Origin of the sequence: Hymenobacter nitidus (assembly GCF_020447315.1) — a bacterium.
GTDB lineage: Bacteria > Bacteroidota > Bacteroidia > Cytophagales > Hymenobacteraceae > Hymenobacter > Hymenobacter nitidus.
Genome location: NZ_JAJADQ010000009.1, coordinates 70,746 through 86,521, shown reverse-complemented (window position 1 = coordinate 86,521; position 15,776 = coordinate 70,746). Strand labels below are relative to the sequence as shown.

General features: G+C 58.1%; 14 protein-coding genes. 2 read left to right on the top strand and 12 right to left on the bottom strand.

Features of this window, described 5'->3' with window-relative positions:
* Window positions 1-292 precede the first annotated feature (292 nt).
* Both LGH70_RS16955 and LGH70_RS16950 read right to left on the bottom strand, forming a co-directional pair.
* A complete protein-coding gene (locus LGH70_RS16955; RefSeq protein WP_226187990.1) occupies window positions 293-529 on the bottom strand; it encodes a TM2 domain-containing protein in 237 nt (78 codons plus the stop codon).
* A 178-nt stretch (window positions 530-707) separates the two neighbouring features.
* Window positions 708-1,733: an SMP-30/gluconolactonase/LRE family protein gene (locus LGH70_RS16950; protein WP_226187988.1), complete on the bottom strand. Its 1,026-nt coding sequence runs from the start codon at window positions 1,731-1,733 to the stop codon at window positions 708-710.
* Between the two features lie 422 nt (window positions 1,734-2,155).
* Between LGH70_RS16950 and LGH70_RS16945 the strand changes: the two genes are divergently transcribed.
* Window positions 2,156-2,611 carry a hypothetical protein gene (locus tag LGH70_RS16945; RefSeq protein WP_226187986.1) on the top strand — a complete coding sequence of 152 codons (456 nt, stop codon included), beginning with the start codon at window positions 2,156-2,158 and terminating at the stop codon, window positions 2,609-2,611.
* 144 nt (window positions 2,612-2,755) lie between these two features.
* Complete coding sequence (locus LGH70_RS16940; RefSeq protein ID WP_226187984.1) at window positions 2,756-3,295, top strand: hypothetical protein; 540 nt, start codon at window positions 2,756-2,758, stop codon at window positions 3,293-3,295.
* A gap of 48 nt (window positions 3,296-3,343) precedes the next feature.
* Here LGH70_RS16940 and LGH70_RS16935 read toward each other — a convergent pair whose 3' ends face one another.
* The 10 genes from LGH70_RS16935 to LGH70_RS16890 all read right to left on the bottom strand — a co-directional run bounded on the left by LGH70_RS16935 (window position 3,344) and on the right by LGH70_RS16890 (window position 15,599).
* The gene (locus LGH70_RS16935; RefSeq protein WP_226187981.1) at window positions 3,344-3,535 is read right to left on the bottom strand and encodes a hypothetical protein; all 192 of its coding nucleotides are present in this window, start codon (window positions 3,533-3,535) and stop codon (window positions 3,344-3,346) included.
* Between the two features lie 17 nt (window positions 3,536-3,552).
* Window positions 3,553-3,711, bottom strand: coding sequence for a hypothetical protein (locus LGH70_RS16930; protein ID WP_226187979.1), 159 nt, complete (start codon window positions 3,709-3,711; stop codon window positions 3,553-3,555).
* 240 nt (window positions 3,712-3,951) lie between these two features.
* Complete coding sequence (locus LGH70_RS16925; RefSeq protein WP_226187977.1) at window positions 3,952-4,263, bottom strand: hypothetical protein; 312 nt, start codon at window positions 4,261-4,263, stop codon at window positions 3,952-3,954.
* 92 nt (window positions 4,264-4,355) lie between these two features.
* Entirely contained in the window at window positions 4,356-6,971 is a 2,616-nt protein-coding gene (gene clpB, locus LGH70_RS16920) for an ATP-dependent chaperone ClpB (RefSeq protein WP_226187975.1), read from the bottom strand.
* Window positions 6,972-7,111: 140 nt separating this feature from the next.
* The gene (locus LGH70_RS16915; RefSeq protein WP_226187973.1) at window positions 7,112-8,800 is read right to left on the bottom strand and encodes a P-loop ATPase, Sll1717 family; all 1,689 of its coding nucleotides are present in this window, start codon (window positions 8,798-8,800) and stop codon (window positions 7,112-7,114) included.
* Window positions 8,801-9,075: 275 nt separating this feature from the next.
* Window positions 9,076-9,771, bottom strand: a complete 696-nt coding sequence (locus tag LGH70_RS16910; RefSeq protein WP_226187971.1) for a hypothetical protein — start codon at window positions 9,769-9,771, stop codon at window positions 9,076-9,078.
* Window positions 9,772-10,279: 508 nt separating this feature from the next.
* Window positions 10,280-10,855 (bottom strand): hypothetical protein, encoded by a 576-nt coding sequence (locus tag LGH70_RS16905; RefSeq protein WP_226187969.1) that lies wholly within the window; start codon window positions 10,853-10,855, stop codon window positions 10,280-10,282.
* A gap of 294 nt (window positions 10,856-11,149) precedes the next feature.
* A complete protein-coding gene (locus tag LGH70_RS16900) occupies window positions 11,150-11,710 on the bottom strand; it encodes a hypothetical protein (protein WP_226187966.1) in 561 nt (186 codons plus the stop codon).
* 65 nt (window positions 11,711-11,775) lie between these two features.
* Window positions 11,776-13,095 (bottom strand): autotransporter outer membrane beta-barrel domain-containing protein, encoded by a 1,320-nt coding sequence (locus tag LGH70_RS16895; protein WP_226187963.1) that lies wholly within the window; start codon window positions 13,093-13,095, stop codon window positions 11,776-11,778.
* A gap of 278 nt (window positions 13,096-13,373) precedes the next feature.
* A complete protein-coding gene (locus LGH70_RS16890; protein WP_226187959.1) occupies window positions 13,374-15,599 on the bottom strand; it encodes an Ig-like domain-containing protein in 2,226 nt (741 codons plus the stop codon).
* Window positions 15,600-15,776 lie beyond the last annotated feature (177 nt).

Genomic DNA, 15,776 nt, shown 5'->3' with positions numbered 1-15,776 from the left:
AGTTCATGCCGGCGGGTCACGGCGATAGTAAGGGATATAGAATATATAATTTTTAGCGTATTTAAGTCAATTTCCGGTTTCGGTAGCAGTTGAGCTCTGCTCGCCGTCATTCATTGCTCCGCTTCCAGTGTGTTTTCCGGCGGAAGCATACGCTGTAGCCCGGCGGAAACCAGCCTGACGGATTACTACCTGCTTGCGCTGGGCCAGCAGCTGCGCGTGACGACAAAACGGAAAAAGCCCCTGGGCAGCAGGGGCTACCCAGGGGCTCTGGCACAGGAAGCAACCGGAAAAGCTAGGCCGAATACTGCTGCCGGCCCAGGCTGCCTTCCAACTGCTCAATCCGCTCCTTGTTATTGTAATTATCGACCATGCCGCTAAGCAAAAACAAGTCGATAATCCAGCCCACGCCCAGCAGCTGTCCGGTGAGCAGGTACACAATGCCCGAGCCCACCTTGCCCAGATAAAACCGGTGCAGGGAAAGCCAGCCAAAAAAGAACCACAGCAGATAAGCAACTACTTTCGATTTCATGGGTGAAGAAGAGTAAGACGAAAAGGAGTAAATCGTTGAGGATAAAGACCTTGCTATTCGCTGAGATAGTAACCTGAGCGAAACCGGGGAATCAGGGAGTAGATGCGGGCGGCCGGTGCGCCGTTGCCTGAGTCATCAAACAAATGGTAACTCATTGCGGCCTACCCCGCTGACGGTGCTAGAACTTGGCTTTTACGATGGCAAAGCGAGGTGAGGTGCTTTGGAACGGATACAGCACGTAGGCATCCGAAGTGTTACGGCGGGTGATGGTCGTAGGGCTGACGGCGCCGGTAGCAAAGCTGCCCGTGCTGTTGGTCGTGGCCCAGGCGTCGGTGCTGCTTAGGCGCAACACGGTGGTCTGACTGCCCGATACCAGCAGCAGCGTCTGCGGGTTCAGCAGTAGCAGGCCGTCGGCTCCCGTCAGGTTCAGGCCCGCGGGAGTCGTGACTTTGGTGAAGCTGGCAGGCGTAGCCACCGGGACTTTAAACAGGCTGCCGTCGTTGGCTTTGGCCACCAGCAGGTAGCCGTCGGGGTGAAATACGATGCCGTTCAGGCCGAAGCCGGTGCCCCCGCTCAGCTGGTTATTTTCCAGAAATACCGACGCAACGCCCAGCGCATCGACTTTATAGATAATGGGCGAGAGGCTGTCGGTGATGTAGATATTGCCCTGCGCGTCGACGGCAATGTCGTTGGCAAAGTGCGCCTGATTGGGCCGCAGGTTGCCCAGGTCAATGTAATTCTGCAGCGCTCCGCTGGTGCTGTTGAAGATAGCCAGGGCCGCCAGCTTGCGCAACGTGGCGGCAGTAGTGCGGGCGGCGTTGGCGCCGTTGTCGGAAACGGCCACTAGCAGGCGGTTGCGGCTGGCGTCGAGGTTCAGGCCAATGGTCGAAATCAGGCGCGGCTCATCGGCAAACTGGGTGTAGGTGCTGTCGTCCTTCACGCTGCCAATCTTGCCCTGGGTGCGGGAGCTCACCAAAAAGCGCTTGTTGACTTCGTCATACTGAATGCCTTCGGGGTGCAGACCCGCCTGCGGCACCGTAATTCGGTCGGGGGCCGTGGGGGCCGATTCGGTTTCGTCGTCGTCGGAGCAGCCCGGCAGCGCACCCGCCACTGTTGCTAGTAGGATTGTAAGGCGCGCGTAGCGGCCCAGGGTCACCAGCACGGGCTGGCGCAAAAGAGAAGAGAAGAGCATAGGAGCAGTCATTAGCCATGAATAGTTGAGCTATCCGAGCATACGACTCTGACTCAGAATGGATTGAATGAAATTAAGGCTATTTGCGTCGGCTCTGAGCGGCTGATTCGGTCAATAGCCCACTGAAAAGGCTGGCAGTGCCCGGCGGCGGGCGGCCACCCGGAGCTGCTTCAGCTGCCGGCCTACCAGCAGCACAGCCCGCCCCCACCAACGGCCGTCAGACAGGAATCGGCGGTAGTATCCGACTTTTCGTCTGGCCTAGAGTAGGGTGGCAAAGCGGCCGGAAACCTCAGGTTGGGGCCGGAAAGGACCTATTAGCCAGCCAGGACAGAAGCTGTAAGAAGGACATTACACGGCGCGGGCACTACCGCCGAAAAGTGCGCCGAAGCCGAAGTCGCGCCGTACTTTTCCCGACCTCTTCCACCCACTAGCTCATGAGTAGCCCCATCAACTTTTTCTTGCTCGTTATAAGTGTCGGCTTTCTGCTGAACGCCGCTGGGCCGGTAAGTGCCCAGGCGGTGCCCCCCGTCACTTCAGCGGTTGCCGCGCTAAGCCCCAAGCTGCCAACGCAGGCTGATACGGTTGCCGCCCTGCATCGGCTGTTCCAGCGCCGCCGTGTTGGTGGGGGCGTGCTGCTGAGCGTGTCGGGGGCCACGGTCGCTACGTTTATGGGCCTGCTCAGCTCCGAAGAAGGCTTTGGCCCGGGTACCGATGTGGTGCTGATTACGGCCGTATCTGCGCTCTACACGGCTCCGTTCTGGTCGGTAGGTGCCAGCAAGCTGGTGCGCTTCAGTCGCAAAAGAGAACAGCAGGTCATCGACGAGTTTGTGGCTACGCGGGAGCTGCCGGCCAAAATCAGGCGACGCCTGAAGCCTGCCTACTTCCGGTAGCTGACCTTCGACTGCTGCCCCGGTAGTGCCCCGCCGAATAGGCAGATGGCTTTTTTTGATGGAGAAGTTCTGCGGGGTGTTTCTAGATAGGAGAAATAAGATAAAATTGCTGAGTAATTCCCTTCGCGTTTATCTGTTTTCTGCATGATTACATCTGTACTCCGGGCCGGTCTGCTGGCCGGTTTGCTCGGGTTGAGCACCTTATCGGTATCGGCCCAAACGGTAGCCCCCGCCGCCGATTCTGCCGCCCAGCGTGCCCCGGTGGCCTCGCCCACGGACAAATCCAAGCAAACCTTCAAGCAGAAAATGCTGGCCCAATACGCCTCAAACGATACGGCCCGGGCTGTCATCAACCTGTTTGCCAAGCGCCAGGGCGGTGGGGCCATCTGGATTGTATCGGCCAGCCTGTTTACGGTGCGCGGCGTGGTGGCAGCCCAAGGCGCCTACAGCACCACCGTAAACGGAGTAGTGGTGGAGGAGCGGGATGCCAACCCCACCCCGGTTATCCTGGTCGGGGGGCTTTTCGCGGGCTACGGGGTAAGCAAGCTGGCCCGCTTCAGCAACGGCAAGCTGGAGCAGACCCTGCAGGCCTACCACCAGGGCACCCCGCTGCCCAAGTGGGTGCGCCGCCGTCTGAAGCCCCGGTTTTTCGCCAGGCCCCGCCGCATAAATGAGCGGCGCTAAGTCCGCGTGCCGGAAAACCGCTGTTGCCGTTTCGGGTGAGCGGCGAAACTACTCCTGGGCAAGCCCGGTATCCGCCCGGGTTGCCTGCTCATCCACTTGCTCCGTTCTAGGGCCCGTGTCGATGAACCGCTCCCGTTTCTGGTGAGTAGGGGCGGCACCGGTGAGGCCCACGCCGGCCGCCGCCAAGAGCAGCATAGCCGTCAGGCCCAGCAGGCGAAGGGTGCGTTTGAAGCGTTGCATGAGACGTGAGAGTAAGATTAGTCGCGCCGGAAAACGAACGTCACCACGGGCCCCGTGGTGGTGCTGCCCCCGGCCGACGTAACGAGGTGGTAGCCCTCGGTATAGAGCCGGTCCAGGACTTCCTGCACTTTATCGGTATTCCGCTGCTGATCCTTTTTGCCAATAGGGCCATTCATATCGATTACTTCGCTCTTACCTCTGCCGTAGCTGATGATAAGGTTGGAACTGCCGCCCGCAAACTCATACACCCGGACTACTACCGTCTTGCTGGGGCTTTGGGCATGGGCCTATTGGGTACAGAAACTTAGGCCACCGGCCAGTACTAAGACGAATAAGGCTTTTTTCATGATGATTTCTGGAAGGATAAAAAAGCCCCGTCGACGAGTTGCCGGCAGGGCTTGGGGAGGTGCGCTTTCCTAGGGTTTGCGGAATATCAGGGTGCTGGTAGTAGGGGAGTCGATGGAGCCTTGCAGCACGTAGCCGGCAACGAGCAGCTTGTCAAAAATGGCCTGGAGCTGCTCGGCATTGGCTATCTGGCCCTTCTTGCCGGGGTTTTGCAGCAGCTCCAGCATTTCCGTTTTGCCCGGCCCGTAGGTAATTACCACGTTGCTCCAGCCGTCCGATTCGCGGATGCGCACCAGGGCCGTGCTGCCGGAACTGGTTTGAGCTAGGGCCGGGCTGCTCCAAAGGCTGACGGCTAAACCGGTTAAGAATAAGATCTTCTTCATAGAAATAGGGTTGAATGCGTGTGGGCGACAGAGCGCAAAAAGCCCGCCAGTGATGCACCGGCGGGCTTTTGCGTTGTTGAGTCAGCCGGCGCTTACACGCCGGGGATTTCCACGTCCACGTTCACGAAGCGGATCTGGTCGTTTTCCAGCACCGCTTCTACCACGGCATCCTTGCTGACGCGGCCCGAGAGGATGTCTTTCGACAGCTCGTTGAGCACCAGGCGCTGGATGACGCGCTTCAAGGGGCGGGCCCCAAACTGCGGGTCGAAGCCGGACTCGCCCAGGAAGTCGAGGACTTCGTCGGTGGCTTCGAGGCGGATGCCGGCTTCTTCCAGGCGCTGCTGAATCTGCTTGAACTGGATGTCCACGATGCGACGGATTTCCTTGCGCTTCAGGGGCTGGAACATCACGATTTCGTCGATGCGGTTCAGGAACTCGGGGCGCATGTGGCCTTTCAGGCGCTCCACTACTTCCTCGCGGGTGCGGTCTACCACCTCGTCGTGGTTGTACTCATTGAGCTCCTTGAAGTTCTTCTGAATGATGTCGGCGCCCGTGTTGGAGGTCATGATGATGATGGTGTTCTTGAAGTTTGCCACCCGGCCTTTGTTGTCGGTGAGGCGGCCATCATCAAGCACCTGCAAGAGGATGTTGAACACGTCGGGGTGGGCCTTCTCGATTTCGTCGAGCAGAATCACCGAGTAGGGCTTGCGGCGCACGGCCTCGGTCAGCTGTCCGCCCTCGTCGTAGCCCACGTAGCCGGGAGGCGCCCCGATGAGGCGGGACACGGCGTGGCGTTCCTGGTACTCGCTCATGTCGATGCGGACCATGCTGTTCTCGTCGTTGAACAGGTACTCGGCCAGGGCCTTGGCCAGCTCGGTTTTACCCACGCCGGTGGTGCCCAGGAAGATAAACGAGCCGATGGGGCGCTTGGGGTCCTGCAACCCGGCCCGGGAGCGGCGCACGGCATCCGAAATGGCGGCAATGGCCTCGCTCTGACCGGCCACGCGCTTGCCCAGCTCAGCTTCGAGGTTGAGCAGCTTCTCGCGGTCCGACTGCAGCATCTTGCTCACCGGAATGCCGGTCCACTTGGCGACTACCTCGGCAATGTCCTCGTGGGTTACGACTTCCTGCAGCATGGAGCCGCCGTCCTTGTTGGCGTTGGCTTCGTCCTGCAGGGTTTTGAGCTTGGCTTCGGCTTCCTGAATCTTGCCGTAGCGCAGCTCGGCCACCCGGCCGTAGTCGCCCTGGCGCTCGGCCTGCTCGGCTTCGACTTTGAACCGCTCAATGGCTTCCTTCTGCTCCTGAATGTTGGTCAGGACGGACTTCTCGTTTTCCCACTGGGCTTTCAGGGAGTCGCGCTTGGCGGTCAGCTCGCTCAGGTCCTTGTTGAGCACGTTTTCCCGGTCGTGGTTTTCCTCGCGGCGGATGGCTTCGCGCTCAATCTCCAGCTGCATGATGCGGCGCTGCACTTCGTCCAATTCCACGGGCATGGAGTTGAGTTCGATGCGGAGCTTAGCCGCGGCTTCGTCCATGAGGTCGATGGCCTTGTCGGGCAGGAACCGGTCGGTGATGTAGCGGCTGCTCAGCTCCACGGCGGCAATAACAGCGTCGTCCGTAATCCGCACGCCGTGGTGCAGCTCGTACTTTTCCTTGATGCCGCGCATGATGCTGATGGCGTCCTCGGTGCTGGGCTCATCGACCATCACGGCCTGGAAACGGCGCTCCAGGGCCTTGTCCTTCTCGATATACTTCTGGTACTCCTTGAGGGTAGTAGCGCCGATGGAGTGCAGTTCGCCGCGGGCCAGGGCGGGCTTGAGCAGGTTGGCCGCGTCCATGGCGCCTTCGCCGCCCGCGCCGGCCCCAATCAGGGTGTGCATCTCGTCGATGAACAGGATGATCTGGCCTTCGGAGTCGGTTACTTCCTTGATGACGGACTTGAGGCGCTCCTCAAACTCGCCCTTGTACTTGGCCCCGGCAATGAGCAGGCCCATGTCGAGGGACATGATGATTTTGTCCTTGAGGTTCTCGGGCACGTCGCCGGCCACGATGCGCTGAGCCAGGCCCTCGACAATGGCGGTTTTGCCGACGCCGGGCTCACCCAGTAACACGGGGTTGTTCTTGGTGCGGCGGGACAGAATCTGCAGGACGCGGCGGATTTCCTCGTCACGGCCGATAACGGGGTCCATCTTGCCGGTGCGCACCTGCTCGTTGAGGTTGCGCGAGTAGCGGTTCAGGCTCTGGTACTGGTCTTCGGCGCTCTGGGACGTCACTTTGCGGCCCCCGCGCAGCTCCTTGATAGCGGCTTTGAGGTCTTTCTCGTTGAAGCCCGCATCCTTCATCAGGGTAGCCGTGGCGTCGTTGCCACCGAGCAGCCCGAGCAGCAGGTGTTCTACCGACACGTATTCATCGTCGAACTCCTTCAGAAAGCCGGTGGCGCGCTGCAGCGCGGCGGCGGCTTCGTTGGAGAGGTAGGGCGAGCCGCCGCTTACTTTGGGGTAGCCGGCCACGATGGCATCGAGGCGGGGCGTGTGGATGTTAAGATTCACCCCCAGCTTTTTGGCCAGAAACGACAACACATTCTCGTCGCTCTGAAAGAGGCCCTTGAGCAGGTGGCCGGTTTCAATGGCCTGCTGCTGGTTGCCCCCGGCAATTTCAGTGGCCTTCTGCACGGCCTCCTGTGCCTTGATGGTATAGTTATTAAAGTTCATGGCTTGCTAGAGTCTTAGGTAGGCTTCGGGTTAGGAAGTTCTACGAGGGGGCTAGCAAACGGGGTGCAGAAGTGGTTTTGCTGACGTTTTGGCGGGGTTTAGAAGTATTAGGCTATTATTAGTATGACACTAAGTCATTCTTATGATTGTTCATAATAATCATTTTCCAATGCCTTTGTATTTATTTTTAAAGCGGAATAGAACATTTTGTGAATGTATATTCTGCTTTCTAAAGTAAAATCAGCTTTAATAGTAAAGCTGTCCTTGGAGTAAAAAAATACAGTGGCTTCTTGACCAGATTTCTTTATTCCAACAATTCCGATTCTGAATAATATATAGAAAAAGCTTTGTAAGAAATCTTTATATTTAATTCTGTCCTCTCGCCATGCTAAAAATATGTAATATAACTCACCTTTAAAGCCTTTTATAATATCTAAATCACAGTATATATCTGTCAACTTTGAGTCTGAGAAATTAGATAACTTAAATCCGTTGTAAATGCCATGAAAAGATGACCATAGACGTCTAATGTCACCATAATTCTCAGTCCATTCGTCTTCAATGGCATGTAGTCTTTCTAGAGAGTATTCCGGTTCTGCTTGTTTTATTATACTAGATTCGAAGAAAAACCTGGAATTTGATTTGGATATAATTTTGTTTACAAATGATATTACATCTCTAGGACGCATGAATGTTCTTTCGACAACATAGTCAAAACCATTCTTTTGTCCTTTATGCGATTTTTCAAAAACCGCAGATACATCTACTGTATTATCGGATAATAATTTCAATCTTTGATTGATTAATTCTTTTAAACTCCTATTGTCCCATTCGAGATTAAGATACAGGCTAGCGAATTTTTCCCTTTGTCCCCCTCTATGCTCTTGGGCAGAAAATACTAGTTGATGTAAGTTGTCTCTTAATGCAATTATGATTTTGACGCCTTGAAATACCTGGAACTCTTTTATTACTTCAATCATTGCAGCTATTATGTCATACACGATTTGTGCTGATACCCACTCTTTGTCTAGATCATCTATTACAATGAAATACTTTCTTTGTTGATTGTTGAGAATATCAGTTTTTAATATGCCAATAATTTCAACTAGCTCGGTGGCTTGTATTTCACTTATTACTTGTTCTGCTTTTGTCTTTATTTCACTTTTTGTTTTTACTGATTCATTTCCCTCGTGTTTAAGATCTACGGAAGATATACCTGCCTTTATTCCAGTAGCAGCAGTGAATTTCCTCCCAACTTCTTCTTCTAATTCTTTAACTCTGTGTTCTGCCTGTAGCCAAAAAGACTCTGACCAGTTTTGTAGATATTCAATTGCTTTGCGTTTCGAAGGGTTAGGCCTGCCAAAGCGTGTAATTCTTTCTATTAGACCGTCAAAGAATTGTTCTTTCTTCTTTCCATCTTCGGCGATATATAATTTAAGTATTTCAACTATGAAAACATGTTTCCATAAAACTTTATAGAAAAAACTTAAATTCACATCTAGTTCTCTAAAATATCTTAATATAGTGGAATTGCTTAAAAATTTAAGGGACATAGACTCCGGTTCTATCCTTGTAATCTTTGGTACAACTTCTTCAAGTCTTTTTATCAGGGCCGATTTACCTGAGCCTGTTCTGCCAATTATTATGCATTTTGCGTCCGTTACATCACGTAGAACGTCCACCTCACCATTCTCGATAAATACTCTGTTTAGGTTATGGTCTGATTCAGCATCGGGTGCACCAATACTTTGTAGTTTGTTGAATTTAAACTTGCTGTCAGGCTTTTTTCCTTCAGAATGATTTTTCTTTTTTGGTAGAGGTTTTTTCATTGGATGGTTCTTTATGGGGCCTTTGAGGGGGATGATTTTAACTAACTTCCAGGAGTTGGGAATTCTGTTTCTAGATAACGAGCTGGTGCTAGTAGAGTAGCTATTCTAATGTTCAAAATTACGGAGTTCGAACATAGTTCCCTAGTTTACCCTATAGTAATAAAAAGGCCCACACCGGGATTTAGGGTGTGGGTCTTTCAATGGGTTAAGAAAAGTTATTGTGCGAAGCAATGAACGTACTTTAGTAGGTTTAATATGATGGGCAACGTCATTTACTATGGTTTCGGGGTTTCACCTTCTCCGCTGCCTCTTTGGCTGCCCGGCCGGTCGATGACTAGGCGGGCGGCGGTGAGGCGGTGGTAGAAGGCAGGGGCGGAGCGGGCGTACTTGCGCAGGCTGCGGTCGAGGCGGTCTTCGAGCAGGGTGGCGAGCTGGCTGAACTGGCCCTTGATGGCGATGCGGGCGGCTTTGCCTTCGGTGACTTGCTGGCGCGGGTCGTTTTTGGTGCTGCTGAAGGCGGTGAGGGCGTCTTTCAGCTCCTGGAGGCGGGCGGGGGTGAGGCCGTAGTCGAGAAGGGCCGTTTTGTGGGTTTGGGCTTCGTCGTAGATGTGCTGCGTTAGGTCGGTGAGGGCGGTGGCGCGCAGCTTGACGAGGCTGGAATAGTTGTAGTCGGCGCTGGTTTGGAGGCTGCGGTTTTGCTGGTCGGTGGCGTAGGAGTACAGGTCGCCGGCTACTTCGGCGGCGCTGGTAGCGAGCTGCTGGCGGCGCTGGCTCTTGGTTTTGGTGATGCCCTGGCTGGCAGTCCGGACGCCCTGTTGGCGCAGGGGCTGCAGGGCCTGGAGCAGGACGGTCAGCTCCTGGCTGATCTGCTGGAGGGCTTTGTCCTGGGTGTAGGGGCTGGCGTCCTGCTGGAGGGCGGCGGCTACGTTTTCGGCCGCGGTAAGGCGGTTATCCTGTTTGGTGGTAAACATTCTGGGATGGGAGTAGAAAGATAAAAAGGAGAATACCGGGCGTTGGAATAGGGCGTAATAGAATAGGGCAGAATAGAGCGTTAAGAATAGCGGAATTCCGCGGGATTAACACGACAGTAGAACCGAATAAGTGTGACCGTGCCGCGAAACGCCGCAACCGGGCCGCGGACGATTGAAACCACACCGCAAAACCCCAAAACCAGGGCGCGGAGACCTGAAACCATACCGCGGACGCCCGGGGCCACACCCGCAACGAGTGGGGCTGCACCGCGGAGCCTCGGGACCGTACCGCGGAGCCTCGAAACCAGGCCGCGGATCGTCGGGGCCGGAGGTCGGGATTTGCGACAGTTTTTGGAGCAAACAGCAACAGAAAGGCCGGGTTCGGGGGCTGCTGGCCTGATTGCCGGAACAACCAGGAGCAGACCGACGAACCCGGCCCGGGTAAGCTACTTACTTCACTTTTTACCCTCCGTCAACCCGTTGCAGCACGGGCGGCAGAGCAGGTAGTCTAGGCCAGCTGGCGGCCCGAATCGGGGCCGGCCGTGGCGGCGCGGCGGAACAGCAGGCCCGCGGCGGCCCACAGCGCGGCAAACAGGGCGTTGGCGCCTATTACGTTAATCAAACCCACCTGGGGCTCGGCGGCCGCGCCGGCGGGCTTCCACAGAAACAGGGCAATGATGGTGATGAGCACGTAGGTCAGGGAGGCGGCAAACATGGCGTTGGACATGCCCACGGGCCGGAAGCGCGCCGCCACGGCCCCGATGATGGCAACGGCCAGTACCGCGGCGTAGAGCAGATTCACAGGGTTGTCTTCGCTGCCAACGAGGCCCACGGCCATATTCGCCCAGATCAGCAGGAAGCCCGCGGCTACCGCTACGCCCGCCGCCAGCCGGTAGGCCAGGTTGCCACCCTTGCTGGCCAGCAGCAGAAAGGCGAGGCCCGTACCAAACAACAGGACGCCGGCAAAGACGAAATCCGAGAGCGTCCAGACCACTTCCGGGGTGAACTGCATAGCCACCAGGGGAATCGTTAGGATGAGGGCCGTAGCCAGCGCAATGCGCAGAATGCTTTGGGAGAAGGTCATGAGTGAAATGCGTTGAGGTGATGAGGACAGGAGAATGGTCTAAAAACAAGCCCCAGGGGCGGGCAAAGCGGGCCGTGGGGCCGGAGCAGGCAAGCGGAGTTTTCCGGAGGCTCTCTATCGGGCGGTGAGCACCGGCAGAAAGGTTGGGAGCAGCAACGACACAAAGCAAATGAAAGAACTTTGTATTTCAAAGTAACCACGCATTTTTTACTGACCCCAGTGCTAAAGGTTTCGCAGAGAGGGGTTTTTGTAAAAGCTGGGAGGGGAATTGGCTTGGCCGGAAGCGCGGCTAGGTTAGAGCTTTTTGCCCGTGTCCTCGGGCCCGAAGCGCACGGACGAGAAAAACCGGCGCTTGTCGGTCTGGGCGCCGGCTTCCTCGGGCAGGCTATAGGAGCAGATAAACTGGTAGAGCGCATCGCCCTGCCACACCCAGATGGTTTCGATGTGGATGGGCAGCTGGTAATGCTCGTCGAAGCCCCGGTAGCGCGTGGCCCGGGCCGGGCGGCCGGCCAGCAGAATATTGCCCCGCGACACCAGCTTGCCCTTAAAAACCGTGCGGTTGTACTGCCGGGCGAGCTTGTCGTAGAGCTTGCTCAGGCCCGCTTCCGTAAGCACCGCATCGGGGTTGTAGTCGGGAATGTAGCGCAGGTCTACCCGCAGCACTGCAAAGTCGTTATCCGAGGTGGTGGTTTTGAACAGCTGAGCGCCCCGAAACTCCTTGTCCTCTTCCAGGGTGCCTTCGTAGGGCATCTGCACGGTGGCCTGCTCGTCGAGGCGGGTGGTGGGCCAGTTGGTTTGGGCCCGGGCACTCAGGGAAGCCAGCACGAGGAAAAGCCAGCCGAAAATACGTGCCATCGAATGCCGAAAAAGCAGGAAGAGGAGACGGTGAAGTGAGCAGTCGGCTTGGGTTAGAGCCAGGCTTAAAACTCGATGCCGGTGGTCAGGCTCAGGCTTTGGTAGTGCAGGTAACCCATGCTTTCCCGTTGGCCATACAGGTTGGTGAGGGCACCGGGATTCTGCTCCCGGTCGCGCCCGGTGCCGTACTGCAGCTCCAGCAGGGGCGAAATGCGGCCCGCGTTTTTCACTTGCAAGCCCAGCCGCAGGGCCGTGCCTAGGGTAAAGCGCGGGCCCCGGTCGGCGCGCAGGCTCACTACGTCGTCACGGTAGAAGGATTCGGCCGTACCGATGTAGGTCAGCTTGGCGTAGGCCAGGGAGGTATGGTCGTCGAAGAGCCAGCCCAGCACCAGGCCCCCGGCCAGGTAGGGGCGCAGGCGGCCGTGGCCTAGGGTGTAGCGCGCCAGCACGGGCACCTGCAGGGTTTTCACGTCGATGGTGCTGGTGAGCACCAGGGGCTGACCGGCGTTGAGGGTACCGGGCACGGCCGTTTCCGTCCGCGTCGACTCGCCGCGCTGCCGGGCGTAGGTGCCGCCCACGATGACGGACCAGGGGCCGGCGTTGGCAAAGCGCATTTCCAGGCCCAGGGCGGGGCGGGTGATGCGCTCGGCCTGGTCGGGGTGGAAATAGTAGGAAGAGGGGTGGTAGAACTTGGTTTGCTGGGCGGCCACCCGCACGCTGAGCAGGCGCTGCCCAAACAGGGGCTCGTGGCGCGGGCGGTAGTCGGTGGCGGGGGTGGTGGCCTGGCACAGCGTGTCGTAGCGCAGGGTCAGGTTGCCGAGCTTGTCTTCGGTGAAACCGGTGCGGAGCAGGGCCTGTACCACGGGCGGGCAGTCTTTAAACAGGGCCGTCAGCACGGGCTCGTAGGTGGGGCGGCGCAGGGGCACCAGGCTGGAGCCTTGCTGGTCGATGAAGTACTGCACCGCGGCCGAGGCCCCCTCCGAGCGGCCGGCGTGGCGGGCCGCATTGTGGTTGTAGCGGTAGAGGTTGGCCGCGCCCCCCACCAGGTGCTGCACCAGGATGGTGGCCGAGTCGACTACGCCGGTTTCGGGGTTGCGGCTGGCAGCCACAGTTTGCCGGAGAAAGCGGCGCTGGTCCTGCAAGCCAATGACGCGTACCTCGGCCGCACTCAGCTGGCGGGCGGGGGCCTTGGCCGCGGGCCGCACGCTGATGCCCTGCTCCGTTACGAAGTGTGGAATGCTGATCAGGCCCCGCAGCGTGTCGCCGGCCGTTGTCACGACGTAGCCGGGCACGTCCTTGGCCCGCGACTGGGCCAGGGCCAAACCGGGCAGCAAGGAAATGAGCGTACTGAGCAGGGGCAGGGTAAAGCGGTGTTTGATAGGCATCAGTGGATAAGCAGGGTCGCACGCCCGGGAGCAAAGCCGGGAGTGGCAAAACAGATAGGAAAAGCAGAGAATAACGCCCCGGTTGCCGCCGGGGAACGGCAAAAATAACGGAAGAAGCGCAGCGGATTGACATGCCAGCTCAAATACCGCAAAAACGAAATCAGCCCGGGGTTTTATACCGGACAGTCAGCAGTCAGCGCGTTGGCTATAGCCACAAAAAAGCCCTTGCCACGGTGGCAAGGGCTTTTTTGTGGCTGACTAAAGCCGGGCTTTGCGCCTTAGTTGCGCACCAGGCGCTGGCTGAACTTAGTGCTGTGGCCGCGCACGAGCAGCACGTAGGTGCCGCGGGGCAGCGCGTCGAGGGGCAGCACGTGCTGCTGGCCACCGGGCAGGGCGGTGCTCAGCAGCTGGCGGCCGGCATTATCGACCAACGTTACCTGGTAGCTGTTAGCGGGCAGGGCGCGCAAGTCGAGGGTAGCCGGGCCGGTAGTGGGGTTGGGATACACGCTCAGCAGGTTGGCTCCTTCGAACAAGACGGTGCGCACGGGCGAGTAGGAGCCCGTGCCGTCCTGGTCTACCTGGTGCAGGCGGTAGTACACCGTGCGGCTGTTGCCCTTGCCCACGGCTTTGTCGGTGAAGCGGTAGTGGGTGGCGGCGCTGGTGGTGCCCTGGCCGGCCACGGTAGCAACTACCGTGAAGGCCTCCTGGTCGAAGCTGCGCTCAATGTCGAAATGGTCGTTGTTCAGCTCCTGGGCCGTGCTCCAGGCTAGCTGCGCGTCGAGGTTGCCCAGGGGCCGGGCCGAGAAGGCGGCCAATTCGACGGGCAGGGGCGTGCTTTCCACCGGAATGGAGAACGTAGCGGTGTTGTTGCTGCCCGAGCCGCTGGTGTCGGAGCCGGTGTAGGTGAAGGTGGCGGTGCCCACGTAGCCGGGGGCGGGGTCGAAGGAAAGCTGGTCGGCCTGGGCCACGGGAATCACCTGGCCGGGCAGCACGGCCGCGCCGTTCAGGTACAGGATGCCGCTGGCTGGGGCGGGTAGGGTCTGGATGGTGAAGCTGCCCACGGCCGGGCCGCTGGTTACGGTAGCACTCAGGGCCGAAATAGCCAGGGCCGCCGCCTCGTTGTTGAGCCGGGCGTTGCGCACGTTGTTGACTACCAACGACACGGCGCAGGTGCCGATGTAGATGTCGTCGAGGCCGAAGTCGTTGCCGCTGGCCACTTTGTTGACGTCCCGGATTTCAATAACGGCCGACGTGTTGCTACCCGAAAACCAGAGGTCCGTAATCTGCACGAAGTCGTTTTCGGCCGTCGAGAGGGTAGTAACCGACGAGGTGGACTTGCCATTAATCACGAAACCCAGCTGGGCCGGGTTGCTGGTGTTCACGCTCGAAGCGTAGGCTGAAAACGTGTAGTAGCGGTTGGGCTGTACCGTCACGGTCTGCGAATACACCACGCTCAGGTCGGCCGAGCCGTTGACAATCATGAAGTTGTCGTTGGCGCCGGTGCGGCCCGTGCCGGCAAAGTTGTTGTGGTAGCTACCCGCGCTGGAGCCCACCATGTACTTGCCCTCAGGCTGCAGGCTGGTAGCACCCGTGCCGGCGTAGCCGTAGGCCGAGCTGAAGCCCGAGTTGCCGGCCGTAAAGCTGGAGTTGGTCAGCAGGTTGGTGCCCGTGCCGCTGAGGCAGACCAGGCTGGCATCGTACACGTTCAGGCTCACCGTCGACACGTTGGAAGTGGGCGGCGTGGTGGAGGGCACGTTGATCAGGTAGCTGAAGCTGTCGGGACCGAGGTAGCCGCTGTTGGGCGTGTAGCTGTAGCTGCCGTCAGGATTCAGCGTCACGTTGCCGTTCATGGGCCCCGTTACCAGCTGCACACTGAAGGCGCTGTTAGGCAGGTTGGCCGGGTTGGGGTCGTTGAGGATAATGTTGCCGGTCTTGGTGCCATTGGCCGGCACCTCGTTGCTGTCGTCGTTGGTCACGAAGAAGTTACCGGCCGTGATGGTCACGTCCAGCCGGGCCTGGTCGGGGTCTTTGTTGGAGGCCTGGTTGGAGCTGGTGCCCACGGTGCTGGTCAGCGAGGCCGGGCCCTGGGTGGTGGGCACCGTGAAGCTGAACGAGTAGGTTTTGAAGCCGTCTTTGGCCAGCACCGTGGTGCCGAAGTTGATGGTAGCCGTGTTAGAATCGAAGGTAGCCGTGCCGGGCAGGGCCGCCCGCTGAGCCGCCGAGAGTGTGGCGCCGGTGGGCAGGGCTACGCGCTGGGTTACGTCGAAGGCGTCGCCGGGGCCGTTGTTGGTAAAGGTGGCCGTGTAGGTGCCCGACGAAACGCCCGCGCCCAGCGTGGCAGGGCCGCTGAGCGTGGTGGTTACATCCACGTTGGCCGCGCGCCGCAGGCTGTTGCTACGCGCTGCAACAGCCGATGCCAGCGCCGGATTCCGGGCCTGCCCGGGGCTTGTCTCAAGCACAGCAGTAAGCAGTAAAATGGACTTCAGCAGGAAAGATGTTTTCATTAGACAAGGAGTAGAATGGCGCCGCTTTCTAAAAAATGAAGAAAGCATATATGCGACAAACTTAATGTAAATTCCTTGCTAATGAAGCCTTTGAGCAGAAGTAACTATTTGGTAACGAGCTCAACGGGACAGGTAACCGGCTGGGTGCTACCCCCTTGAAGCAAGGCAAAACAAGCA

Bases quoted from the DNA above. Each gene is read 5' to 3' on its own strand.
- LGH70_RS16905 (WP_226187969.1), bottom strand. From the start codon at position 10,855: ATGACCTTCTCCCAAAGCATTCTGCGCATTGCGCTGGCTACGGCCCTC.
- LGH70_RS16930 (WP_226187979.1), bottom strand. From the start codon at position 3,711: ATGAATGGCCCTATTGGCAAAAAGGATCAGCAGCGGAATACCGATAAA.
- LGH70_RS16890 (WP_226187959.1), bottom strand. From the start codon at position 15,599: ATGAAAACATCTTTCCTGCTGAAGTCCATTTTACTGCTTACTGCTGTG.
- LGH70_RS16945 (WP_226187986.1), top strand. From the start codon at position 2,156: ATGAGTAGCCCCATCAACTTTTTCTTGCTCGTTATAAGTGTCGGCTTT.
- LGH70_RS16895 (WP_226187963.1), bottom strand. From the start codon at position 13,095: ATGCCTATCAAACACCGCTTTACCCTGCCCCTGCTCAGTACGCTCATT.
- LGH70_RS16955 (WP_226187990.1), bottom strand. From the start codon at position 529: ATGAAATCGAAAGTAGTTGCTTATCTGCTGTGGTTCTTTTTTGGCTGG.
- LGH70_RS16950 (WP_226187988.1), bottom strand. From the start codon at position 1,733: ATGACTGCTCCTATGCTCTTCTCTTCTCTTTTGCGCCAGCCCGTGCTG.
- LGH70_RS16925 (WP_226187977.1), bottom strand. From the start codon at position 4,263: ATGAAGAAGATCTTATTCTTAACCGGTTTAGCCGTCAGCCTTTGGAGC.
- LGH70_RS16900 (WP_226187966.1), bottom strand. From the start codon at position 11,710: ATGGCACGTATTTTCGGCTGGCTTTTCCTCGTGCTGGCTTCCCTGAGT.
- clpB (WP_226187975.1), bottom strand. From the start codon at position 6,971: ATGAACTTTAATAACTATACCATCAAGGCACAGGAGGCCGTGCAGAAG.
- LGH70_RS16910 (WP_226187971.1), bottom strand. From the start codon at position 9,771: ATGTTTACCACCAAACAGGATAACCGCCTTACCGCGGCCGAAAACGTA.
- LGH70_RS16915 (WP_226187973.1), bottom strand. From the start codon at position 8,800: ATGAAAAAACCTCTACCAAAAAAGAAAAATCATTCTGAAGGAAAAAAG.
- LGH70_RS16935 (WP_226187981.1), bottom strand. From the start codon at position 3,535: ATGCAACGCTTCAAACGCACCCTTCGCCTGCTGGGCCTGACGGCTATG.
- LGH70_RS16940 (WP_226187984.1), top strand. From the start codon at position 2,756: ATGATTACATCTGTACTCCGGGCCGGTCTGCTGGCCGGTTTGCTCGGG.